This window comes from Serratia sp. Ser99 (assembly GCF_024519545.1).
Classification (GTDB): Bacteria; Pseudomonadota; Gammaproteobacteria; order Enterobacterales; family Enterobacteriaceae; genus Serratia; species Serratia liquefaciens.
Genome location: NZ_JALJRT010000004.1, coordinates 263148 through 286894, shown reverse-complemented (window position 1 = coordinate 286894; position 23747 = coordinate 263148). Strand labels below are relative to the sequence as shown.

Below are 23747 nucleotides of genomic sequence, written 5' to 3'. Positions count from 1 at the left end.
GATGCAAATCATCAATGCAGCTGAAATGTCCGGAGAGATCCGACTGCGGCAGGTCATGGCGATGCTGAGTGAGGCGTTCGGGGATTTACGTCGCGGTGACGAACAATCACCGACGAGGACCTTACTCCAGCATGGTCCTTCAGAGACGTTGATCAGCCCGGCGGCCTGGAACAGACGCGGTGTCGCCAGCGTTAAAATCACTACGCTCACGCCCGGCAATGCTGAGAGAGGGTTGCCATTGATCCATGGGGTGGTGCTGCTCACCGACATCGATACGGGCCAGATGCTGGCCTTGTTCGATGGCGCTAGTCTGACCGCGTTGCGAACCGGTGCGGTGGCCGGACTGGCGACCCAGCTGTGTGCTCCGGAGCAGGCTGGCGATCTTGCTATCCTCGGGGCAGGGGTTCAGGCACGGGCCACGCTGTTGGCGATGCTGGCGGTGCGACAGATCCGCAGGGTGCGCATTTTTTCCCGTTCGGCGCTCAGAACGCAAGAGTTTGCGCGCTGGGCTCGTACGCTGACTACCGCACCGGTCAGCGTTTGCAGTAGCGCATTCGAGGCCGTGCAGGGGGCGGATCTTATTTGCACCACTACCTCAACCCGTGCCCGTGAACCTTTGGTGTATGCCGATTGGGTAGCGCCAGGGGCCCACCTGAACATTATCGGCGGCACCCACGAGGACGCCATTGAGGTCGACCCCGCGTTATTGAAAACCGCCTTTGTCGTGGTGGAAACCGGCGCGGCTGCCAGGGAGGATGCGGGGGAGATTCGAAGCGCTATGGCGGAAGGATACATTCAGCCTGAAGGACTGAATGAGCTGGGCGCTCTCGTGTTGGGTGAGTCCGCTGCAACGGCGGGGCAGACCACGGTATTTCGCAGCGTGGGGCTGGCCATCGAAGACACCGCTGCCGCGCTGGCGCTATACCCATTCAGGGAGAAAAAACCATGTTAAGAAAAGTCGGCGAAAATGAGTATCAGGAAGAGCACGGCGGGGACTATGAAGACTTCGAAACCGGCATGACGATCAAACATTGGCCGGGGCGCACGCTTTCCGAAGCCGACAACACCTGGCTCACCCTGTTGACGATGAATCAGCACCCTTTGCATTTCGACAAGGCCTATGGCGCCCAAGCGGAATATGGCCGCGTTTTGGTCAACAGCAGCATCACGCTGGCGTTGGTCAGCGGGATGACCGTGCAGGCATTGTCTGCCAGGGCGGTGGCCAATCTGGGCTGGGAAACGGTGCGCCTGAAAGAGCCGCTTTTTGTCGGTGATACGCTTTACGCCATCAGTAAGATCCTGGCTAAACGGCCGTCAAAATCCCAACCGAACAACGGCATCATTACGGTGGAAACGCGGGGCATCAAATCCACGGGCGAAACGGTGATCACCTTCGAACGATCCTTTATGGTTCGACGACGAGATTACAGAGAGCCTTGATTTTCAGCGGTTCGGGGATCGGCAGAGCAATGTTGATGCTCAGGAGTCGCTGATCCCATCCCCGCGGATAATCACTGCGGGGATGTTCAATCCAGGCAGACATAAGGAGGGAATCAACCTGACATGACCAACCCTGAAATCTGCGAGGCAACTCTCGTTTATAGTCCTTCGGGTTGGGGCGATATGAACTATTGTTTTCTGTTTGCAGCACGCTACACACCGCTTCCGGTCGTGGGCGCAGCGGAGATAACAGATGAACAAACGGGAATTAGAAAGCGCGATTGTCACCGATTTTTCCAAACGCATGAGCTATGGCGACTATCTGTGCCTGGATCAACTGCTGGACTGCCAGCACCCGCTGTCCAACCCGCAACACCATGATGAAATGCTGTTTGTGGTGCAGCACCAGACGTCGGAGCTGTGGATGAAGTTGATGCTGCATGAACTGCAGGCGGCGCGGATGCTGGTGCAACAAGATAAGCTCAGTCATTGCTTCAAGATCCTGGCGCGGGTCAAACAGATCCAGCGGCTGCTGTTCGAGCAATGGGCGGTGCTGGAAACCCTGACGCCGTCGGAATACGTCGAGTTTCGCGACGTGCTGGGCAGTTCGTCGGGCTTCCAGTCCCATCAATATCGCTCGATTGAGTTTTTGCTCGGCAACAAGAATGCGGCCATGCTGGCGGTGTTCAGCAACGATGCGGAAAAACACGCGGCGCTGAAGGCCATTCTTGAAGCGCCCAGCCTGTACGATGAATACCTGCTTTACCTGTCCCGCCACGGTCTGCCGATCCCGCAGGAGTGTATCGAACGTGACTGGACGCAACCTTACCAACGTAATCCAAACCTGCTGCCGGCCTTTAAAGAGATCTATGACCATCCACAAAAGTATTGGGAAGCCTATGAAATGGCCGAAAAGCTGGTGGATATAGAGGAAAGTTTCCACCTGTGGCGTTTCCGGCATATGAAAACGGTAGAGCGGATTATCGGCTTTAAAACGGGCACCGGCGGTTCGAGCGGCGTCAGCTTCCTGAAAAAGGCGCTGGAGCTGACTTTCTTCCCTGAACTGTTGGATGTGCGCACCGAAATCGGCGCCTAGCTTAGGGCCTTAATCGTAGCAGGAGGGGCGCTTCTCATTCACTCTTCCCCCAGTTCAGTTGGGTAAGGGTGTCGCACAGCCAGGTCAGCGCCGGATCGCGCCGGGCCTGGCGACCGGCAACCAGATCGATAGAAAACGTACTCACCGCCAGTTCTGCCGGTAGCGGCAGAAAGCGTACCTTCGCCGGATCGGCAAACTGGCTGGCGACGCTGAGTGCCAGGGTTGCAATCAGATCGCTGCCGGCGACGACCGCAGGCAGCGCCACGATATGCGAAAATGTTGCGGCCACGCGTCGCTCCAGCCCCAGTTCCGCCAGTCGACGATCGATAATCCCGCGGGCGGAGCCGTCGTCCGAGGGCGCGTAAAGGGCATGGGGCAGGCCGACGTATTGCGCCAAGCCCCAACTTTCGGCAGCTAACCGCGAATGATGTCGGCTGGCGATACAGGTAAAGCTTTCGGTAAACAACGGCTGCACCAGCATGCCCTTCACCGCCTCGATATGCCCGCCCAATGCCACATCTATTTCGCCACTCTCAAGCTGTTGCACTACATTGCGGCGATCGAGCCGGGAAACCCGGATATCGATGCCTGGCGCATCCTGCCGCAGTCGGCTGATAATGGTAGGCAGCAGCGTGATATCGGCGTAGTCGCCTGCGGCTAGCCTGAAGCGGCGCTGGCTAGCCGTCGCGGGATCGAAGCGCGTCGGCGGCGTCAGCGTCTGGTGGATTTGTTCCAGTACCGGGTGGATTTGCAGCATCAGTTGGTGAGCACGCGCGGTTGGCAACATGCCGCCGCCGCTGCGGGTAAACAGCGGATCGTCAAACAACAGCCGCAAGCGCGAAAGCGCATTGCTGACCGACGGTTGGGCACGGTTCAGACGTCCGCCGGCAGCGGTGACGTTACGCGTTTGGTATAACGCCTCAAACACCACCAGAAGATTGAGATCGACGCTGGATAAATTCATTTTATGAATACTCTATATACAGATAATCCATTTCCAGAATCATAGCGCGTTGTTTAGGCTGAGAGCACGCGGATTCAATAACAACCTGAGGTGCGATGATGGAAAGGGTATTGGTGACCGGCATTGAGCCGTTTGACGGGGATAAGGTTAACCCTTCTTGGCAGGTAGCGCAGGCGCTGGCGGGAGAGCGGATCGCCGGCGCAGAAGTGGTGGTGCGTCAATTGGCCTGCGTGCTGGGGGTGTCCAACCAGCAGCTGATTGCCGCCATCGAAGAGCTGCGGCCCAAAGCCGTGATCTGCCTGGGGCTGGCCGGTGGGCGCGGCGAAATTTCCGTTGAACGGGTTGCCATCAACCTGATTGACGCCCGCATTCCCGATAACGCCGGAAAACAACCGATAGACATCCCGGTGGTGGAAGGGGGGCCGGTGGGCTATTTTTCCACGCTGCCGGTGAAGGCGATCGTGCATCATTTACACCAGGCAGGCATTCCGGCGGCGGTGTCGCATACGGCAGGCACTTATAATTGCAACCAGCTTTTCTACGGGCTGAGCCATCATATCGCCAGCCAAAATTTGGCGATTAAAGGTGGGTTTATCCACATCCCTTACAGTCATGAGCTGGCGGTCAATCATCCGGGAAAACCCAGCCTGGCGTTAGCCGCAATGATTGAGGCGGTACGCAGTATTGTGCATACCACTCTGACGGTCGATGAGGATTTATCCATCAGTGGCGGTGCGTTGCATTGAAGACATAGCAGGGCGCGGCAGTTCATCACCGCGCCCAGTGGGGATTACTCGTCGGCGACGCGGATCACCAATTTGCCGAAGTTCTTGCCCTGCAACAGGCCAATGAATGCCTGCGGTGCATTTTCCAGTCCGTCGACCAGGTCTTCACGGAATTTGATTTTCCCCTGATCGACCCATTCGCTCATTTGCTGCAGGAATTCATCAAAACCTTCCGCGAAGTCATCGAAAATGATGAAGCCTTGCATGCGGATGCGCTTGCGTAAGATCAAGCCCTGCAGCATCGGCAAGCGGTCCGGCCCGGCGGGCAGGTCGGTGGCGTTATAGTGGGCGATAATCCCGCAGACCGGAATACGTGCCTGGGTATTCAGCAGTGGGATCACCGCATCAAACACCGCACCGCCGACGTTTTCATAATAAATATCGATGCCTTGCGGGCAGGCGGCGGCCAGTTGTTCAGCGAAGTCTGGGGCTCGGTGATCGACACAGGCATCGAAGCCCAGCTCTTCCACCACATAGCGGCATTTCTCTTTACCGCCCGCCACGCCGACTACCCGACAGCCTTTCAGTTTGGCAACCTGCCCGACGACCGAACCGACGGCGCCGCTGGCGGCGGCGACCACCAGGGTTTCACCGGGTTTCGGCTGGCCGATCTCCAGCAGGCCCATATAAGCGGTGAAGCCCGGCATGCCCAGGACGCCAAGCAGACGAGAAGGATGCGCCTGATGAGGGCCGAGGTTACGTAAGCCGCCTCCGTCAGACAGCGCATAATCCTGCCAGCCGTCGTAGCCTAATACCCAGTCGCCGGGTTTGAAATCGGGGTGCTGTGATGTCACGACCCGTGAGACCGTGCCGCCCACCATGGTTTCGCCAATCTGCACCGGCGGAGCATAAGAGGGCGCGTCGCTCATGCGGCCACGCATGTAAGGATCGAGCGACAGGTAGACGGTGCGCAATAACACCTGGCCGGCGGCGGGCTGCGGCGTAGCGACGGTTTCCATACGGAAGTTGTCTGCGACAGGTTCGCCGTGCGGGCGAGAAGCCAACAGAAAACGGCGGTTTTGTTGTGTAGACTGAGACATCAGGCATTCCTTATGCGGACAGAGAGCCTAAGTCTAGTCAATCATCGAAAAGAGCGAATGGCCTAATGTGCTCAGCGTTACAGTGGGATTATCAGCACGTCGATACGGCTAGTGTTGATAAAGCGCGCGGCAGAGCAGGAGATTTTGTTCATCATGCCGTCGCTGTGATTACCGCAAACCACCAGATCAAAAGGTTGCCGTTGGCTGGCATAGTTCAGGCTGTCGGCCAGTTCACCGTGGACAATCAGCGTGTCGGCAATCGGGTAATCCGCCCGCAGGCGAAGTTCTTCCAGAAACAGCAGCGTTTCTTCTTCCATCAGCGCACGTAGATCGCCCAGCATCGGTCCGGCGAAGTTATTGTATATTTCCGGATTGGCAATGGTGCTAAGCAGGGTGATTTTGCCGTTGTAAGGACGCACGATGGAGACGGCTTTTTCAACCAGGCGGTGGCTGTCTGCCGCCACGGCGACGGTAACCAAAACGTTTTGATATCCCATCTTCCACTCCTGTTTCCTGTTGATAGGGTAAAAGGGTAGAGCCTGGTGAAGCGAATAAATGTGGTTTGTATCACGCGCGCCAATAAATCCGAGGAAGTTGCCGTTATTTAGCAATAAAAGATAAAGTACATGCGCGCGTAATTAATGCAAATTATAGCACCTGCGCCCACAGCGTTTTTGGCACCTTACCCAAATCGAACAATTTCCCCGCCACCAGTTCGGCGCGGCGGTGATCCGCTGCACGGTACATGTTGCTGATTTCAATGTCATTATCGATGGAGTAGTTAAGCTTGTCGTACACTTTCTCCACGCTGTCCAAGCTGGTGCATTTGCGGAATGTCATCAGATAATCAAGGGTATCGGTCATGATTAAAATATAGCCTGTTAAGAGTTGTAGCCGAACGAAGAAACATCACCCTGTCATCGTGACAGCAGCAAAGGTGTGATGTGCGACCTGAAAAATTAATTTCAAATAAATAAATTGCGATACGGTAATAATTGGCTGCGCGTGAGTGCCGCTGCAGTGAGAATAATAATATGCCGTTGCGCCGGCGGCAATGCCATCCTGCCGTTCAACATGCAAAATAGGGAAAGCCTCAGGCTAAAGGAGGGGAAACTCCTCGCCAGTTGATGGCGCTGAACAGATGTCGCCTTCCCGTTAGTGCCCAGGCGTAGTCAGTTATGTCTGACGTTGGATATTTTTTCCACGGTTAATGCGTATGTTCAGCCGCTAGCTCCTTTGCCTGCCAACCCCGTAAGTGAGCCAAGGCTTCGTCAGGCTGGAATTTGCAATCTGTATGAGATAAATGAAACCCTCATGGAGAATAAAACGAAACCGCGTTTTACTTTATTTGCACAACGGGTAGGGGGGGATGGGTATTATTGAACAATAAACATCAGCGGAGATCTCATTTTTTCAATCGAATAGAAAATTTATTAAAGTTTTAATTAATACTGCCGATAAATCGTTTTGGCATAACTCACGCCAAAAAACCATGCGAAACCTCCCGCTTTCATTCTATTTACCATGAAACATATGGTTACCTCTGTTTTCTTGTTCACAACCTAAGCGAGTCATTGTTAACCGAATGGAAGCATTCGTTGAAAAATAAAACAGGAATTTCTCGCGAGCTTAAGTCAAATCCGAAACCTAATAACCTTATAGTTTACATGCGTTATATTTCAATGCGGATAGTTTATTGTTTATTAAACGGTTATTTATACTGTCTTTATCGGCTACGAGCAGATTTTTGTTCTGTTATTTTAGTTTGGTGATGCTTTTGTTCGAATTGATCTAAAAAAGATATTTTTTTGGCTTATATACATTGTTTTTAAGACGTTTTTTTACTTATGTTTGTTTTGTGAGCGAAAATGCGGTTAAAAACCATACTGGTAACGGGCTATTTGGCTTAATTATTTTTTATTTTTGTGATCTAGATCACATTGTATTTAAAATTGCCTCTCACTTACATTGTGTGTGCTAATGGTTCAGGGGTAGAGTTGCGCTGCATTAGGAATAATCTTATTAATTTTGTAAAAATAGTTTCACGGTGATTAAACACTGCTGAAGCAAAATGCTGTACATCCATACACGTTGGTTTACGCACGTATCAAATACTGAATGATGGTCCGAATTTAGTGATGTTGAAAAATTTATAACGGTCGTTATTCAGGGTTTCATTTGCCAACTTAGGGAACAAACCCAGGTCACGGGCGATAAAAATTATCACCCAGCGTATGTTTTTAAACATAGTCTGTCGGGATGGGGAATATGGGTACGTCTGAATTACTTAAGCATATTTATGACATCAATTTGTCGTATTTACTTTTAGCACAGCGTCTGATTAATGATGAAAAAGCATCGGCAATGTTCCGTCTGGGTATCGACGAAACCATGGCCGATGCGCTTGTTCAACTTACGTTACCGCAAATGGTCAAATTGGCTGAAACCAACCAGCTGGTTTGTCACTTCCGCTTTAACGATCACCAAACCATCGAGCGTCTGACGAAAGAGTCTCGCGTGGACGATCTGCAGCAAATCCATACCGGTATTTTGCTCTCAAGCCATTTACTGCAAGAACTGTCGGCGAAAGACGGCAGTGCGACGAAGAAAAGAGCTTGATGATGGCAGAGAAAAGTATTGTTCAGGAAGCCAAGGATATTCAGCTGGCCATGGAGCTGATTACACTGGGTGCGCGTTTGCAGATGTTGGAAAGCGAAACGCAGCTCAGCCGTGGGCGTTTGATCAAGCTCTATAAGGAGTTACGCGGCAGTCCACCGCCGAAAGGGATGTTGCCGTTCTCGACGGACTGGTTTATGACCTGGGAACAGAACATCCATTCATCGATGTTCTACAACGCCTACAGTTTCCTGATGAAAAGCGGGCACTGCACGGGCGTTGAAGCAGTGATTAAAGCCTATCGCCTGTATCTGGAACAGTGCCCGCACCAGCCGGGTGAGCCGCCGTTGCTGGCGCTGACGCGAGCCTGGACGCTGGTGCGCTTCGTCGATAGCGGCATGCTGCAGCTTTCTGCCTGCAACTGCTGCGGTGGCACTTTTATCACCCACGCGCACCAACCGTTGAACAATTTTGTTTGCAGTTTATGCCAACCCCCATCCCGCGCAGTAAAAAGACGTAAACTTTCGCCGCAACTGGCCGATATTATTCCTCAACTGCTGGACGAGCAGGTTAAACGCGCAATTTGAGCCGGCGGCAGCGCCGGTTTATCCAGATTTAAACCGATTGGTGAAATGCAGGGTTCGGCGTGCCGAACCCAAAGGCGCAGCTCAGCCTGTTGTGCCTGTGCGGCTCATATGCGTGCTTAGCCCACCTTCCATCCACATTGTTAATTTAAGGAATGCGTGTGTTAGTTATTTTGGGTTATCTCGTGGTATTGGGTGCGGTCTTTGGGGGCTACCTGATTGTGGGGGGCCATCTGGGCGCGCTTTATCAGCCGGCAGAATTTCTGATTATCGGCGGCGCGGGTATCGGCGCTTTTATCGTGGGCAACAACGGTAAGGCGATAAAATCCACCCTGCGCGCCATTCCCAAGCTGATGCGTCGTTCGAAATACAGCAAAGATCTCTACATGGATCTGATGGCGCTGCTGTTCCGGCTGCTGGCCAAATCCCGTCAACAAGGCATGCTTTCCCTCGAGTTCGATATTGATAATCCGCAGGAAAGTGAAATTTTCTCTAATTATCCCCGCATTCTTGCCGATAACACCCTGGTGGAGTTTATTACCGATTACTTACGGCTGATGGTGAGCGGCAACATGAATGCCTTTGAGATCGAAGCCTTGATGGACGAAGAGATCGAAACCTTTGAACAGGAAAGCGAGGTGCCGGCAGGCAGCCTGGCGATGGTCGGTGACTCCTTGCCGGCCTTCGGCATTGTTGCGGCGGTGATGGGGGTGGTGCATGCGCTGGCCTCGGCCGACCGCCCGGCAGCCGAACTGGGGGCGTTGATCGCCAACGCGATGGTCGGCACCTTCCTGGGCATTTTGCTGGCTTACGGCTTTATCTCACCGCTGGCGACCCTGTTGCGACAAAAGAGTGCCGAAAACGTCAAAATGATGCAGTGCATCAAGGTCACTTTGTTGTCCAGTTTGAATGGCTACGCGCCGCAGATTGCGGTCGAATTCGGCCGTAAAACGCTGTACACCACCGAACGTCCCTCCTTTGTTGAGCTGGAAGAACATGTGCGTCGCGTGAAGGCGCCGGCACAGCAGGCGACGGAAGAAGAACAGGCATGAAACAGAATCACCCGGTTGTTTTGGTCAGAAAACGCAAGTCGCATCACGCCAGCCATCATGGGGGTTCCTGGAAGATTGCCTACGCCGATTTTATGACGGCAATGATGGCTTTCTTCCTGGTGATGTGGCTGCTGGCAATCGCCAGCCCGCAGGAACTGACGCAAATCGCCGAATACTTCCGCACGCCGCTGAAGGTGGCGCTGACTTCCGGCGACAAGAGCAGCTCTGAAAGCAGCCCGATCCCCGGCGGCGGCGACGATCCTACCCAGCAAGACGGGTTGGTGAAAAAGCAGATTGATACGCTCGAGAAGCGTGACGAAGAGCTGCGGCTGAACAAGCTGCGGGAAAAACTGGACGAACTGATTGAGTCCGATCCGCGCCTGAAAGCGCTGCGGCCGCATCTGTTGATCAACATGATGGATGAAGGCTTGCGCATTCAGATCATCGACAGTCAAAACCGTCCGATGTTCAAAACCGGCAGCGCGCAGGTAGAAAGCTACATGCGCGACATCCTGCGGGCGATTGCGCCGATCCTCAATGACCTGCCGAACAAAATCAGCCTGTCCGGCCACACCGACGATATTCCCTACGCCACCGGCGAGCGCGGTTACAGCAACTGGGAGCTTTCGGCCGATCGTGCCAACGCGTCGCGGCGCGAGCTGATTGCCGGCGGGCTGTCGGAAGGGAAGGTCCTGCGGGTGGTCGGCATGGCCGCCACCATGAGCCTGAAACAACACGGCGCCGACGATGCCATCAACCGTCGCATTACCGTTCTGGTGCTCAACAAACAAACCCAGCAGGGCATTGAACATGAAAATGGCGAAAGCAACGCGATGGAGATTGCCCAGCCGGTCGATTTAAAACCGTTGGCCCCGTCGGCGACGGCTCCGGCCACCCTCATTGCACCGGAGCAGCCGGCGGCTGTCCCTGCACCGACTAACAGCGACTCACAGCAGAGGTGACCCCGTGAGCATGGATATTAGTGCGTTTTATCAGACCTTTTTTGATGAAGCAGACGAGTTGCTGGCCGACATGGAGCAACACCTGCTGGAGCTGGATCCGCTGGCTCCGGACATTGAGCCGCTGAACGCCATTTTTCGCGCAGCGCACTCGATCAAGGGCGGTGCGGCGACCTTTGGCTTTTCGGTGCTGCAGGAAACCACCCACCTGCTGGAGAACCTGTTGGACGGTGCGCGGCGTCAGGAAATGAGCCTGAGCACCGAGATTATAAACCTGTTTCTGGAAACCAAAGACATTATGCAGGAGCAACTGGACGCTTATAAAACTTCGCAAAAGCCTGACGTCGACAGCTTTGAATACATCTGTCAGGCGTTGCGGCAGCTTGCGTTGGACGCACAGCAGCAAGATGCCCCCGCAGCACCTGCCGTCGCGCAACACGCCGTCGCAGCACCGGCGGCCATCGAAGGCGGCATGCGGGTTTGCCTGTGTGGTCTGAAGCCGAACGAAGTCCCGTTGATGCTGGAAGAGTTGGGCAACCTGGGTGAGGTGAAAAACCCGCATCAGACCGAAAACAGCCTGGAAGTGACGCTGCTGACCTCCGCCAGCGAAGATGACATCAGCGCGGTGCTGTGTTTTGTACTGGAGCCGGAGCAAATCAGTTTCACCACGCCGCCTCAGGCTGAGCTGCCGCCGGTAGCGATCGAGCCGGTCGCTGCCGTTGCCGTTGCGCCCGTGGCCGCCAAACCGGCGCCGACGGTGGCGGAAACGCCCAAACCGCGCGCCAAGGCCAGCGAATCCACCAGCATCCGCGTAGCGGTAGAAAAAGTGGACCAATTGATCAACCTGGTGGGGGAGTTGGTGATCACCCAGTCGATGCTGGCGCAGCGCTCCGGCAGTCTGGATCCGGTGAATCACGGCGATCTGCTCAACAGCATGAGCCAGTTGGAACGCAACGCACGCGACCTGCAAGAGTCGGTGATGTCGATCCGTATGATGCCGATGGAATACGTATTCAGCCGCTTCCCTCGTCTGGTGCGCGATCTGGCCAGCAAGCTGAACAAGCAGGTGGAATTGCAGCTGCAGGGCAGTTCTACCGAACTGGATAAGAGCCTGATTGAACGCATTATCGATCCTCTGACGCACCTGGTGCGCAACAGCCTGGATCACGGCATTGAAGATCCGGCCACGCGCCTCGCGGCGGGCAAGTCGGAGGTGGGGAACCTGATCCTGTCGGCAGAGCATCAGGGCGGCAATATCTGTATCGAAGTCACCGACGACGGCGCCGGCCTGAACCGCGAGAAAATTCTCGCCAAAGCGGCTTCACAAGGGCTGGCGGTCAGCGACAGCATGAGCGACGAAGACGTCGGCATGCTGATTTTCGCGCCGGGCTTTTCTACCGCCGAGCAGGTGACCGACGTTTCCGGCCGTGGCGTCGGCATGGACGTGGTGAAGCGAAATATTCAGGAAATGGGTGGGCACGTCGAAATCCATTCCCAGGCGGGCAAGGGGACCTCTATCCGGATCTTGCTGCCGTTAACGCTGGCGATCCTCGATGGTATGTCGGTCAAGGTGAACAATGAAGTGTTTATCCTGCCGCTCAACGCGGTAATGGAATCGCTGCAGCCGCAGGCTGAAGATCTGCATCCGTTGGCCGGTGGCGAGCGGGTGTTGCAGGTGCGCGGGGAATATTTGCCGCTGGTGGAGCTGTTCCGAGTGTTCGACGTGGCGGGGGCCAAAACCGACGCCACCCAGGGCATTGTGGTGATCCTGCAAAGCGCCGGCCGCCGCTATGCGCTGTTGGTGGATCAACTGATCGGCCAGCATCAGGTGGTGGTGAAGAATCTGGAAAGCAACTATCGCAAGGTGCCGGGCATTTCCGCCGCCACCATTCTCGGTGACGGCAGCGTGGCGCTGATTGTCGATGTCTCGGCGCTGCAAACCCTGAACCGCGAGCAGCGTCAGACGGACGCGGCTGCATAATAATTAATCTATTGATTTAAAGGGTGAATGACATGGCAGGACTGGCAACCGTCAGCAAACTGGCTGGCGAAACGGTAGGGCAGGAGTTCCTGATTTTTACCTTGGGTAACGAGGAATACGGCATTGATATCCTCAAGGTGCAGGAGATCCGCGGTTACGATCAGGTTACGCGCATTGCCAATACTCCGGCCTTTATCAAGGGCGTCACCAACCTGCGCGGCGTGATTGTGCCGATTATCGATTTGCGGGTGAAGTTCGCCCAGCAGGACGTGTCCTACGATGAAAACACCGTGGTGATCGTGTTGAACTTTGGTCAGCGGGTGGTGGGTATTGTGGTTGACGGCGTGTCTGACGTGCTGTCGCTGACCACCGAACAGATCCGCCCGGCGCCGGAGTTTGCCGTGACGCTGGCCACCGAATACCTCACCGGGCTGGGCTCGTTGGGGGAACGCATGCTGATCCTGGTCGATATCGAAAAGCTGCTGAGCAGCGAAGAGATGTCACTGGTCGACAGCGTAGCGAAAAGCGCCTGATCAGCTCCCCGTAGGGGCGCGGCATGCCGCGCCCTGATTCGAAAACCGGACAAACCCAAACTCTGCACAAAATAGTTACCTCTTCTCATAAAGTTCTTCCCCGCCGCGCCGATAACTCTGTCAATCAACGTAATCAGGGCCTGTCCGCGCGGGCGTTCAACAAGGGAAAACATGTTTAATCGTATGAAGGTGGTCACCAGCCTGTTACTGGTGCTGGTGTTATTTGGCGCCTTGCAGCTGGTTTCAGGCGGGCTCTTTTTCTCCTCACTGAAGAATGACAAAGAAAACTTCGCCGTTTTGCAGACCATTCGCCAGCAGCAGTCCGAGCTGAACGAAAGCTGGGTCAACCTGCTGCAGGCTCGCAACACGCTGAACCGTGCCGGTATTCGTCACATGATGGACGCCAATAACATCGGCAGCGGCGCCAGCGTCACCGAACTGTTGGCTCGCGCCAAGAGCAACCTGGTGGTTGCGGAACAGCACTATGCCGCCTATGACAAAATTCCTCTCGACGCCCGCCAGGACGCGCAATCGGCCGAAAAGCTGAAACAGCAATACGGCATCTTGCAGGGCGCGCTGACCGAACTGACCCAACTGCTGGGTGAAGGCAAAATCAACGCATTCTTTGATCAGCCGACGCAAAGCTATCAGGACGCGTTCGAAGACATCTACAACATCTATCTGGCGCAAAACGACAAGCTTTACCAGACCGCGGTTGAAGACAGCAATAAGTCATTCAGCTTCGCCATCTGGACGCTGGTGGTGGTGCTGCTGGTGGTACTGGCCGTGATTGTGCTGGTGTGGAGCGGTATTCACCACATTCTGGTGCGCCCGCTGAACCGAATGATCGAACACATCAAGATGATTGCCGCCGGCGATTTGACTCAGCCGATCGCCGTGACCAGCCGCAATGAAATGGGCGTGCTGGCAGCCAGCCTCAAGCATATGCAGAGCGAATTGATCGACACCGTCAGCGGCGTGCGTCAGGGTGCCGACGCCATCTACAGCGGCGCTTCCGAAATTGCCGCCGGCAACAACGATCTCTCTTCACGTACCGAACAACAGGCTGCCTCGCTGGAAGAAACCGCCGCCAGCATGGAGCAGCTGACCGCGACGGTGAAACAGAACGCCGAAAATGCCCGTCAGGCCAGCCAACTGGCATTGAGCGCCTCCGAAACCGCGCAGAAAGGCGGCAAGGTGGTGGCTAACGTGGTGCAGACCATGCACGACATCGCCGGCAGTTCGCAGAAAATTGCCGACATTACCGGCGTGATCGACGGCATTGCCTTCCAGACCAATATCCTGGCGCTGAACGCGGCGGTCGAAGCGGCGCGTGCCGGTGAACAGGGCCGTGGCTTTGCGGTGGTGGCCGGTGAAGTGCGTAACCTGGCGCAGCGCAGTGCCCAGGCGGCGAAAGAAATCAAAGGCCTGATCGAAGACTCCGTCAATCGCGTCGATATGGGCTCGGTACTGGTAGAAAGCGCCGGGGAAACCATGGGCGATATCGTCAATGCCGTGACCCGCGTTACCGACATCATGGGTGAAATCGCTTCGGCGTCGGACGAACAGAGCCGCGGTATCGATCAGGTCGGCCAGGCGGTGGCGGAAATGGACCGCGTCACTCAGCAGAACGCCTCGTTGGTAGAAGAGTCCGCGTCTGCGGCAGCGGCGCTGGAAGAACAGGCCAGCATGCTGACCCAGTCCGTGGCGGTATTCCGCTTGAAAGCGGCAGGTCAGGAAGAGTTCAAAATGCCCGTCAGCAGCAAGGCGGCAGTAACACCGGTACTCAATCATAAAAAAATGAACGCCAGCGATCCGCAGGATAACTGGGAAACGTTCTAACCGGCATTGGGCCTCCCTGCATTCCCGGGGGAGGCCGATTCCCCGTCGTAAGCTGGCCCTCGGCCGGCTGCAAGGAGGTTCATAGTGTTTAACCGAATCCGCGTCTCTACCAGCTTGTTTCTGTTGTTGATGACTTTTTGTGTTATGCAGTTGGCCACCAGCGGCTTGTCGTACACCGCTTTCCGTTCCGATAACCACAATCTGAACCTGATCACCCTCGGCAGCCAACAGCGCGACGCCCTCAGCCTGAGCTGGGTTTCCCTGCTGCAGGCCCGCAATACGCTGAACCGTGCCGGGACCCGTGCGGCGCTCAAACTGCCGCAGGATCAGGTCAATGCCTTGATGGGCAACGCGCGCAGTTCGCTGCAGAAAGCCGACCTCTATTTCAACCAGTTCCTGGCCGTGCCGCGTAACAGCGAGCAGGAACAGCAGCTGACCGAAACCACCAAAGCCAGTTACGACCGGTTGCGCAGCGCGTTACGTGAGCTGATCGGTTTCCTGGAAAACGATCGGCTGCAGGCCTTTATGGACCAGCCGACGCAGAAAACTCAGGATCTGTTTGAAGCGGATTTTGTCCAGTACCTGCAGTTGGTAAACGCCAACGTGAGCGAAGCCAATGCGGCGAATCAGCAATCCTTCACCCTGTCCGGTTGGCTGGTGGCCGGTGCGGTACTGATGTTGCTGGTGGTGACCGGCAGCGCCATGTGGTGGTTACGCAATATGCTGGTGCAGCCGCTGAACATTATGCGCAGTCATTTTGACCGCATTGCAGCCGGCGATCTGGCCACGCCGATTCAGGTGTATGGCCGCAATGAGATCAGCCAGCTGTTCGCCAGTTTACAGCGCATGCAGCAGTCGCTGATCGGCACCGTTGGTGCGGTGCGTGACGGTGCAGAGTCGATCCTGATTGGCCTGCAGGAAATCTCTGAAGGCAACAACGATCTCTCTTCCCGCACCGAGCAGCAGGCCGCCTCGCTGGAAGAGACGGCCGCCAGCATGGAGCAGTTGACCGCGACGGTGAAACAGAACGCCGATAACGCACGTCAGGCCTCTCAGCTGGCGCGTGACGCCTCTACCACCGCAGCCAAGGGCGGCGAACTGGCGGGCGACGTGGTGACCACCATGCATGACATTGCCAACAGTTCGCAGAAGATTGGCGCTATTACCAGCGTGATCGATGGCATTGCCTTCCAGACCAATATCCTGGCATTGAACGCGGCGGTCGAAGCGGCGCGTGCCGGTGAGCAGGGGCGAGGTTTTGCGGTGGTGGCGGGTGAAGTGCGTAATCTGGCACAGCGCAGCGCCCAGGCGGCAAAAGAAATCAAAGGCCTGATCGACGAATCGGTCAGCCGGGTCAAGCAAGGTTCGGTGCTGGTGGAAAACTCCGGTGCCACCATGCAGGACATCGTCCGTTCGGTCACCCGGGTTACCGACATCATGGGCGAAATCGCCTCGGCGTCCGACGAACAAAGCCGCGGCATTGAACAGGTCACGCAGGCCGTGACCCAAATGGATCAGGTAACCCAGCAGAACGCCGCGCTGGTAGAAGAAGCCGCCTCGGCGGCCACCGCACTGGAGGATCAGGCGATTACCCTGGCCGATGCGGTATCGGTATTCCGCCTGGCGGACGATAACTTCACCGCGCAGGCCAACCATCAAGACGCAGTTTCACCCGTGGTAAAGGAAGCCCCAGATTGTCAAACCGCATAAGCAGCCCGTTTTTTTTGAGTGATATGGCATGAAGCCGGCGCCGTCGAACCCTAACAGAGACCCTGCGACATTGTTGACGCAGATGGTGCAGCGCCTGCCGTTGCTGGACGTGCATTTTCGTCGCATCAGCCAACTGATTTATCAGCGTGCCGGCATCGTGCTGGCAGAGCACAAGCGCGAGATGGTTTATAACCGCCTGGTGCGACGCCTGCGGCTGCTGGGCCTGAACGACTTTGGCGATTATTTGGCGCTGCTGGAAAGCGATCCTAACAGCGCCGAATGGCAGGCGTTTATCAATGCCCTGACCACCAACCTGACGGCGTTTTTCCGCGAAGCGCATCACTTCCCGATCCTGGCGGAGCACGCGCGTCAGCGGCCGAACGGCTACAGCGTGTGGAGCACGGCGGCCTCGACCGGCGAAGAGCCTTATTCGATTGCCATCACCTTAAGTGAGGTGCTCGGGCAGCGCGCCACCGGCTGCCAGGTATGGGCCAGCGATATCGATACCCAGGTGCTGGAGAAAGCGGAAGCGGGCGTTTATCGCCAGGAAGATTTGCGTACCCTGACGCCGGCGCAAATGCAGCGTTATTTCCTGCGCGGCACCGGTCCGCATCAGGGGTTGGTGCGGGTGCGGCCGGAGCTGGCGGGGCGGGTGAATTTTCAGGCGCTCAACCTGCTGGCGCCAGAGTGGGCGTTGCCGGGGCAATTCGACGCTATTTTCTGCCGCAACGTGATGATCTATTTCGATAAGGCGACACAGGAGCGCATTCTGCGCCGCTTCGTGCCCTTGCTTAAACCGGGGGGCCTGATGTTTGCCGGCCACTCCGAGAATTTCAGCCAGATCAGCCGGGATTTCTACTTGCGTGGGCAGACCGTGTATGGCCTGACCAAGGAGAGGTAATGAATAAAATCAGAGTATTGAGCGTAGACGATTCGGCCCTGATGCGGCAGCTGATGACCGAAATTGTCAACAGCCATCCCGATATGGAGATGGTGGCGAGCGCGCCCGACCCTCTGGTCGCGCGCGATCTGATCAAAAAGTTTAACCCGCAGGTGCTGACGCTGGACGTCGAAATGCCGCGCATGGACGGCCTCGACTTCCTCGAAAAACTGATGCGTCTGCGGCCGATGCCGGTGGTGATGGTGTCGTCGCTGACAGGCCAGGGGTCGGAAATCACGCTGCGCGCGCTGGAGCTGGGGGCGGTGGATTTTGTCACCAAACCGCAGCTTGGCATCCGCGAAGGCATGTTGGCCTACAGCGAGCTGATAGCCGAAAAAATTCGCACCGCGGCCAAGGCGCGCTTGCCGCAACGCTCTAGCAGCCCGGCACCGGCGATCCTCAGCCATACGCCGCTGTTGAGCAGCGAAAAACTGATTGCCATCGGGGCCTCTACCGGCGGCACCGAAGCCATTCGGCAGGTGCTGCAACCGCTACCGGCCACCAGCCCGGCGTTGTTGATCACCCAGCATATGCCGCCGGGGTTTACGCGCTCGTTCGCCGAGCGGCTGAACAAGCTGTGCCAGATTACGGTGAAAGAGGCCGAGGACGGCGAACGCGTGCTGCCGGGCCATGCCTACATCGCACCGGGCGATCGCCATATGGAACTGTCACGCAGCGGTGCCAACTATCAGGTGAAGCTGCACGACGGCCCGGCGGTCAACCGTCACCGGCCATCGGTAGACGTGCTTTTCCGCTCGGTTGCGCAGTACGCCGGCCGAAATGCAGTTGGCGTGATCCTGACCGGCATGGGCAATGACGGCGCGGCGGGCATGTTGGAAATGCATCGTGCCGGTGCCTATACCCTGGCGCAAAACGAGGCCAGCTGTGTGGTGTTCGGCATGCCGCGTGAGGCGATCGCCACCGGTGGGGTGAATGAAGTTGTCGAACTGGAGCGCATGAGCCAACGCATGCTGGCGCAAATTGCCGGTGGCCAGGCGCTGCGTATTTGATTTTTACCCTTAATTATACCCGTCGCCTTTCGAGCCGCAGCGTTGTTACCTGCTTACAAGGCCCATCCATGGTCCTTGCCCTTTCAGGGCCGCTGCAAGCAGCGTTCAAATCTGTTCCCGACAGATTTGTCGCTCACCCCAGTCACTTACTTGAGTAAGTTCCTGAGGATGAGCGAGCTGGTCGCCTGGCTGCAACTCGAAATTCATAGGGTATATAGGGGGTTATAGCGAACAGCTGCCGTGAGGCTGGCTGTTGTTTGGATTAGGTAAACCTTGGGAGTATATATGGCAGATAAGAGTCTCAGATTTCTGGTGGTGGATGACTTTTCCACTATGCGTCGCATCGTCAGAAACTTGCTGAAAGAGTTGGGATTCAACAACGTAGAAGAGGCCGAGGACGGTGCGGATGCGCTGAACAAACTGCGTGCCGGCGGCTTCGATTTCGTGGTGTCCGACTGGAACATGCCGAATATGGACGGCCTGGAACTGTTGCAAACCATTCGTGCCGATGGCGCATTGGCGGCGATGCCAGTGCTGATGGTGACGGCGGAAGCCAAGAAAGAAAACATTATCGCGGCGGCGCAGGCCGGTGCCAGCGGTTACGTGGTGAAACCTTTTACGGCGGCGACGCTGGAAGAAAAGCTCAATAAGATTTTTGAAAAACTGGGCATGTAAGGAGAGAGGGCGATGAGAGACATTCCAATGCCTGCCAGCGATGCGGCAACCGCGGGGGAGATCATCTCGCGCATTGGCCAACTGACGCGGATGCTGCGCGACAGCATGCGCGAACTGGGGCTCGATCAGGCGATCGCCCAGGCGGCAGAGGCAATCCCGGATGCACGCGATCGTCTTGATTACGTGGTCACCATGACGGCGCAGGCGGCGGAACGGGCGTTGAACTGTGTGGAAGCGGCGCAGCCGCGCCAGGCACAGCTGGAGTCCGAAGCCAAAGGATTGAAAGGCCGTTGGGACGAGTGGTTCGCCAACCCGATAGAGTTGGACGACGCCCGTGAATTGGTTACCGATACCCGTCAGTACCTGGATCAGGTGCCGGAACATACGGCGTTCACCAATGCCCAACTGCTGGAAATCATGATGGCGCAGGATTTCCAGGATCTGACCGGCCAGGTGATCAAACGCATGATGGACGTGGTGCAGGAGATTGAAAAGCAGCTGCTGATGGTGCTGATGGAAAATATTCCTGAGCAACCGGCGAAAGAGAAAAAACCGAACGACAGCCTGCTCAATGGCCCGCAGCTCGACCAGAATGGCGCCGGCGTTATCGCCAATCAGGCGCAGGTGGACGATCTTCTGGACAGCCTGGGTTTCTGATAGCTCCTGGGGCGCATTTTGTTGCGCCCCAGACAGGCAGCACTGCTCCTGCGTCCCCAATCTTCCCCATCCCGCAAATAACCGTCCTTTTCTCCCGTTGTTCCACCAATGAAATCAGCATTTTTTTGGCATGCTGACCGCAATTTTATTCCCTCCGGCACAGGAACCGCCCCGTGGCTGAAGACAGCGATCTGGAAAAGAGCGAGGCCCCCACGCCCCATAGGGTGGAGAAGGCGCGTGAAGATGGCCAGATCCCGCGTTCCCGCGAGCTGACGTCGGTGCTGATGCTGGTGGCAGGCTTGTCGATCATCTGGGTTTCCGGCGGCAACATGGCGCAACAGTTGGCGGCGATGCTGACCCAGGGCCTGAATTTCGACCACGGCATGGTCAGTAACGACAAGCAGATGCTGCGCCAGTTGGCGATGTTGTTACGCCAGGCGGTATGGGCGCTGCTGCCGATCATGGCCGGGTTGGCGCTGGTCGCGCTGACGGCGCCGATGCTGCTGGGCGGCCTGCTGCTGAGCGGTAAATCGCTCAAGTTCGATCTCAAGCGCATGAACCCGCTGTCCGGGCTGAAACGCATCTTTTCCAGCCAGGTGCTGGCGGAGCTGTTGAAGGGCATCCTGAAGGCGACGCTGGTAGGGTGGATTACCGGTTTATACCTGTGGCACAACTGGGCGGCGATGCTGCATCTGGTGACGCAACAGCCGCTCGATGCGCTGGGTAACGCGCTGCGAATGATCATCTTTTGCGGCCTGCTGGTGGTACTCGGGCTGACGCCGATGGTGGCGTTTGACGTGTTTTACCAACTGTGGAGCCACTTCAAAAAGCTGAAGATGACCAAGCAGGACATCCGCGACGAGTTCAAGGAGCAGGAGGGTGACCCGCACGTTAAAGGGCGCATCCGACAGCAACAGCGTGCCGTTGCACGGCGGCGAATGATGGCCGACGTCCCCAAGGCCGACGTCATTGTGACCAACCCGACGCATTACGCCGTCGCGCTGCAGTACAACGATAAAAACATGAGTGCGCCGAAGGTGCTGGCCAAGGGGGCCGGCGAAATTGCGCTGCGCATTCGTGAACTGGGGGCGGAACACCGTATTCCCATGCTCGAAGCACCGCCGCTGGCACGTGCTCTATATCGACACAGCGAGATTGGGCAACACATTCCCGCCACCCTGTATGCCGCCGTGGCCGAAGTATTGGCCTGGGTTTACCAGCTGCGACGCTGGCGGCGCGAAGGGGGGCTGATCCCGAAAAAACCTGAACGTTTACCGGTGCCGGAAGCACTGGATTTTGCTGGAGAAAGTAATACAAATGGCTAATTTGGCCGCCTTGCTTCGTTTGCCGGGCAGTTTTAAAGATACGCAGTGGCAGGTGCTGGCCGGCCCGATACTGATCCTGATGATCCTGTCGATGATGGTGCTGCCGTTGCCGGCATTTATCCTCGATCTGCTGTTCACCTTCAATATTGCCTTGTCGATCATGGTGTTGCTGGTAGCGATGTTTACCCAGCGTACGCTTGAATTTGCCGCATTCCCCACCATTTTGCTGTTCTCAACCTTGCTGCGCCTGTCGCTCAACGTAGCTTCGACGCGCATCATCCTGATGGAAGGGCATACCGGATCTGCCGCCGCAGGTCGCGTGGTAGAGGCCTTCGGTCACTTTCTGGTGGGCGGTAACTTCGCCATCGGTATCGTGGTGTTTATCATTTTGGTGCTGATCAACTTTATGGTTATCACCAAGGGTGCCGGGCGTATTGCCGAAGTGGGCGCACGCTTTGTGCTGGATGGCATGCCGGGCAAGCAGATGGCGATCGATGCCGATCTCAACGCCGGTTTGATCGGTGAAGAAGAGGCGAAAAAACGTCGCTCTGAGGTCACGCAGGAAGCGGACTTCTACGGTTCGATGGACGGTGCCAGTAAGTTCGTCCGTGGCGATGCGGTCGCCGGTCTGATGATCATGATGCTAAACGTGGTCGGTGGTCTGTTGGTCGGCGTGCTCCAGCACGGAATGGAACTGGGCACGGCGGCGGAAACTTACACCTTGCTGACCATCGGTGACGGCCTGGTGGCGCAGATCCCGGCGTTGGTGATTTCGACCGCCGCCGGCGTGATCGTGACTCGCGTGGCGACCGATCAGGACGTTGGCGAACAGATGGTTGGCCAACTGTTCAACAACCCACGGGTTATGCTACTCAGCGCCGCGGTGCTCGGCCTGCTTGGGCTGGTCCCGGGGATGCCGAACCTGGTATTCCTGCTGTTTACCGCCGCTCTGTTAGGGTTGGCCTGGTGGCTGCGCGGGCGCGATCAGCAAGCGCCCAAAGTGCAGGAAGTGCCGGTCACGCAGGATAATCCGCAGGCGGTGGAAGCCAGTTGGTCTGACGTGCAGCTGGAAGATCCGTTGGGGATGGAGGTCGGTTACCGGCTGATCCCGATGGTGGATTTCCAACAGAATGGTGAATTGCTGGGCCGTATCCGCGGCATCCGTAAAAAATTCGCGCAGGAGATGGGCTATTTGCCACCGGTGGTGCATATCCGCGACAACCTGGAACTGCCGCCGGCCAGCTACCGTATTTTGATGAAGGGCGTAGAAATCGGCAGTGGCGAAGCGCAACCGGGCCGCTGGCTGGCAATTAACCCAGGCAATGCGGTGGGCGAGTTGGCGGGGGATAAAACCACCGATCCGGCGTTTGGGCTGGAAGCGGTATGGATTGACAGCGCGCTACGCGAGCAGGCGCAGATCCAGGGCTTCACCGTAGTGGAAGCCAGCACGGTGGTCGCGACGCACCTTAATCATTTGATTGGCCAGTTTGCCAGTGAGCTGTTTGGCCGACAGGAAGCGCAGCAATTACTGGATCGCGTCGCACAGGACATGCCGAAGCTGACCGAAGATTTCGTGCCGGGCGTGGTAAGCCTGACCACGCTGCACAAGGTGTTGCAGAACCTGCTGGCGGAACGGGTTTCCATCCGCGATATGCGCACCATTATTGAAACGCTGGCGGAGCATGCTCCATCACAAACCGACCCTTATGAGCTGACCACCGTGGTGCGCGTGGCGCTGGGAAGGGCGATCACCCAACAGTGGTTCCCGGGCAACGGTGAAATTCAGGTGATTGGCCTGGATACCCAGCTCGAGCGTCTGTTACTGCAAGCGCTGCAGGGCGGCGGCGGTTTGGAACCGGGCCTGGCGGATCGTTTGTTGGATCAGGCCAAACAGGCGTTGCAGCGGCAGGAAATGCTCAGCGCGCCGCCAGTACTGTTAGTGAATCACGCACTGCGGGCCTTGCTGGCGCGTTTCCTGCGTCGCAGCCTGCCGCAGATGGTGGTGTTGTCGAATCTGGAGATCAATGACGACCGCCAAATCCGCATGACCTCCACCATTGGGGCCGCATAATGAAACACCGTCTGGCGTTAATTTGCCTGTTAGCGCCGTTGAGCGTGCAGGCAGCATCCGGTTCTTGGGTAGCCGACAGCGTCGGCGCAACGCTGGAATATGGTGGTGAGCGGGGAGAATCGCCGGGGTTACGCGCCCCCAATGCGTTGCCGGACGCCAATGCTCGCATCACCAGCGTAAGCTGGCGTTACCGGCTGCTGGCCGATGAGCCGGCGGGCATGCAGGCGCAGCTTTGCACCCTGACGCGCTGCATTGTGTTGGGCGGCGGCAGCGGTAGCAGCACCGGGCTGAAAGGGGAACCGGCGAACGCCGAGCTGCGCTTTGTTTATTACGTGCAGGCGCGCGGCAGCCTGAATCCGCCGCTGCGCGTGATCAGCAATCAGGTGATTGTGAATTACGAGTAAAACTAAAACGACACAAGCCAGGCTCCTCAGGCCGTTGCCTTCGACCTGGTTGTATTCCGTTGC

Annotated in this window: 23 protein-coding genes; 19 read left to right on the top strand and 4 right to left on the bottom strand. The window is 56.8% G+C overall.

From position 1 onward, the window contains the following. The first annotated feature begins 1 nt into the window (after window position 1). From NR114_RS11125 to kynA, 3 genes are all read left to right on the top strand, one after another. Entirely contained in the window at window positions 2-952 is a 951-nt protein-coding gene (locus tag NR114_RS11125; RefSeq protein WP_234530410.1) for an ornithine cyclodeaminase family protein, read from the top strand. Further along, window positions 946-1440 (top strand): MaoC family dehydratase, encoded by a 495-nt coding sequence (locus tag NR114_RS11120; RefSeq protein WP_020827549.1) that lies wholly within the window; start codon window positions 946-948, stop codon window positions 1438-1440. The genes NR114_RS11125 and NR114_RS11120 overlap by 7 nt, the downstream gene beginning before the upstream one ends. Window positions 1441-1693: 253 nt before the next feature. Further along, window positions 1694-2536 (top strand): tryptophan 2,3-dioxygenase, encoded by an 843-nt coding sequence (gene kynA / locus NR114_RS11115; RefSeq protein ID WP_020827548.1) that lies wholly within the window; start codon window positions 1694-1696, stop codon window positions 2534-2536. A gap of 34 nt (window positions 2537-2570) precedes the next feature. On the opposite strand, the gene NR114_RS11110 is transcribed toward kynA, so the two are convergent. After that, window positions 2571-3500 (bottom strand): LysR family transcriptional regulator, encoded by a 930-nt coding sequence (locus NR114_RS11110; RefSeq protein WP_234530383.1) that lies wholly within the window; start codon window positions 3498-3500, stop codon window positions 2571-2573. 98 nt (window positions 3501-3598) lie between these two features. On the opposite strand from NR114_RS11110, the gene pcp reads away from it, so the two are divergent. Next, a complete protein-coding gene (gene pcp, locus NR114_RS11105; protein WP_234530382.1) occupies window positions 3599-4246 on the top strand; it encodes a pyroglutamyl-peptidase I in 648 nt (215 codons plus the stop codon). Between the two features lie 44 nt (window positions 4247-4290). Here pcp and NR114_RS11100 read toward each other — a convergent pair whose 3' ends face one another. From NR114_RS11100 to ydgT, 3 genes are all read right to left on the bottom strand, one after another. Then, the gene (locus NR114_RS11100) at window positions 4291-5325 is read right to left on the bottom strand and encodes an NADP-dependent oxidoreductase (protein ID WP_234530380.1); all 1035 of its coding nucleotides are present in this window, start codon (window positions 5323-5325) and stop codon (window positions 4291-4293) included. 77 nt (window positions 5326-5402) lie between these two features. Beyond that, window positions 5403-5822 carry a universal stress protein UspC gene (gene uspC / locus NR114_RS11095; protein ID WP_020827544.1) on the bottom strand — a complete coding sequence of 140 codons (420 nt, stop codon included), beginning with the start codon at window positions 5820-5822 and terminating at the stop codon, window positions 5403-5405. Between the two features lie 151 nt (window positions 5823-5973). Further along, a complete protein-coding gene (ydgT, locus tag NR114_RS11090) occupies window positions 5974-6189 on the bottom strand; it encodes a transcription modulator YdgT (RefSeq protein WP_012145712.1) in 216 nt (71 codons plus the stop codon). 1404 nt (window positions 6190-7593) lie between these two features. Here ydgT and flhD point away from each other — a divergent pair. The 15 genes from flhD to NR114_RS11015 all read left to right on the top strand — a co-directional run bounded on the left by flhD (window position 7594) and on the right by NR114_RS11015 (window position 23684). After that, window positions 7594-7944: a flagellar transcriptional regulator FlhD gene (gene flhD, locus NR114_RS11085; RefSeq protein WP_020827542.1), complete on the top strand. Its 351-nt coding sequence runs from the start codon at window positions 7594-7596 to the stop codon at window positions 7942-7944. Then, on the top strand, window positions 7944-8528 hold the full coding sequence (flhC, locus tag NR114_RS11080) for a flagellar transcriptional regulator FlhC (RefSeq protein ID WP_020827541.1): 585 nt from the start codon (window positions 7944-7946) through the stop codon (window positions 8526-8528). The genes flhD and flhC overlap by 1 nt, the downstream gene beginning before the upstream one ends. Before the next feature lie 158 nt (window positions 8529-8686). Beyond that, window positions 8687-9577: a flagellar motor stator protein MotA gene (gene motA, locus NR114_RS11075; protein WP_020827540.1), complete on the top strand. Its 891-nt coding sequence runs from the start codon at window positions 8687-8689 to the stop codon at window positions 9575-9577. Then, window positions 9574-10539, top strand: coding sequence for a flagellar motor protein MotB (gene motB / locus NR114_RS11070; RefSeq protein ID WP_020827539.1), 966 nt, complete (start codon window positions 9574-9576; stop codon window positions 10537-10539). The genes motA and motB overlap by 4 nt, the downstream gene beginning before the upstream one ends. A 4-nt stretch (window positions 10540-10543) precedes the next feature. Then, window positions 10544-12517 carry a chemotaxis protein CheA gene (gene cheA, locus NR114_RS11065; protein WP_116690253.1) on the top strand — a complete coding sequence of 658 codons (1974 nt, stop codon included), beginning with the start codon at window positions 10544-10546 and terminating at the stop codon, window positions 12515-12517. 32 nt (window positions 12518-12549) lie between these two features. After that, window positions 12550-13050, top strand: coding sequence for a chemotaxis protein CheW (cheW, locus tag NR114_RS11060; RefSeq protein WP_020827537.1), 501 nt, complete (start codon window positions 12550-12552; stop codon window positions 13048-13050). Between the two features lie 171 nt (window positions 13051-13221). Continuing rightward, entirely contained in the window at window positions 13222-14892 is a 1671-nt protein-coding gene (locus NR114_RS11055; protein WP_046373238.1) for a methyl-accepting chemotaxis protein, read from the top strand. Window positions 14893-14976: 84 nt separating this feature from the next. Further along, the gene (locus NR114_RS11050) at window positions 14977-16602 is read left to right on the top strand and encodes a methyl-accepting chemotaxis protein (protein WP_020827535.1); all 1626 of its coding nucleotides are present in this window, start codon (window positions 14977-14979) and stop codon (window positions 16600-16602) included. 28 nt (window positions 16603-16630) lie between these two features. Beyond that, window positions 16631-17503, top strand: a complete 873-nt coding sequence (cheR, locus tag NR114_RS11045) for a protein-glutamate O-methyltransferase CheR (RefSeq protein ID WP_046373240.1) — start codon at window positions 16631-16633, stop codon at window positions 17501-17503. Beyond that, window positions 17503-18552 (top strand): chemotaxis response regulator protein-glutamate methylesterase, encoded by a 1050-nt coding sequence (locus tag NR114_RS11040; RefSeq protein WP_020827533.1) that lies wholly within the window; start codon window positions 17503-17505, stop codon window positions 18550-18552. Before cheR ends, NR114_RS11040 begins: the two co-directional genes overlap by 1 nt. Window positions 18553-18837: 285 nt before the next feature. Beyond that, window positions 18838-19227 (top strand): chemotaxis response regulator CheY, encoded by a 390-nt coding sequence (cheY, locus tag NR114_RS11035; RefSeq protein ID WP_020827532.1) that lies wholly within the window; start codon window positions 18838-18840, stop codon window positions 19225-19227. Window positions 19228-19239: 12 nt separating this feature from the next. Then, on the top strand, window positions 19240-19884 hold the full coding sequence (gene cheZ, locus NR114_RS11030; RefSeq protein ID WP_041414707.1) for a protein phosphatase CheZ: 645 nt from the start codon (window positions 19240-19242) through the stop codon (window positions 19882-19884). A 173-nt stretch (window positions 19885-20057) separates the two neighbouring features. Continuing rightward, window positions 20058-21209, top strand: coding sequence for a flagellar biosynthesis protein FlhB (gene flhB / locus NR114_RS11025; protein WP_020827530.1), 1152 nt, complete (start codon window positions 20058-20060; stop codon window positions 21207-21209). After that, complete coding sequence (flhA, locus tag NR114_RS11020; RefSeq protein WP_020827529.1) at window positions 21202-23280, top strand: flagellar biosynthesis protein FlhA; 2079 nt, start codon at window positions 21202-21204, stop codon at window positions 23278-23280. Before flhB ends, flhA begins: the two co-directional genes overlap by 8 nt. Continuing rightward, on the top strand, window positions 23280-23684 hold the full coding sequence (locus NR114_RS11015) for a flagellar protein FlhE (RefSeq protein ID WP_020827528.1): 405 nt from the start codon (window positions 23280-23282) through the stop codon (window positions 23682-23684). The genes flhA and NR114_RS11015 overlap by 1 nt, the downstream gene beginning before the upstream one ends. Window positions 23685-23747 lie beyond the last annotated feature (63 nt).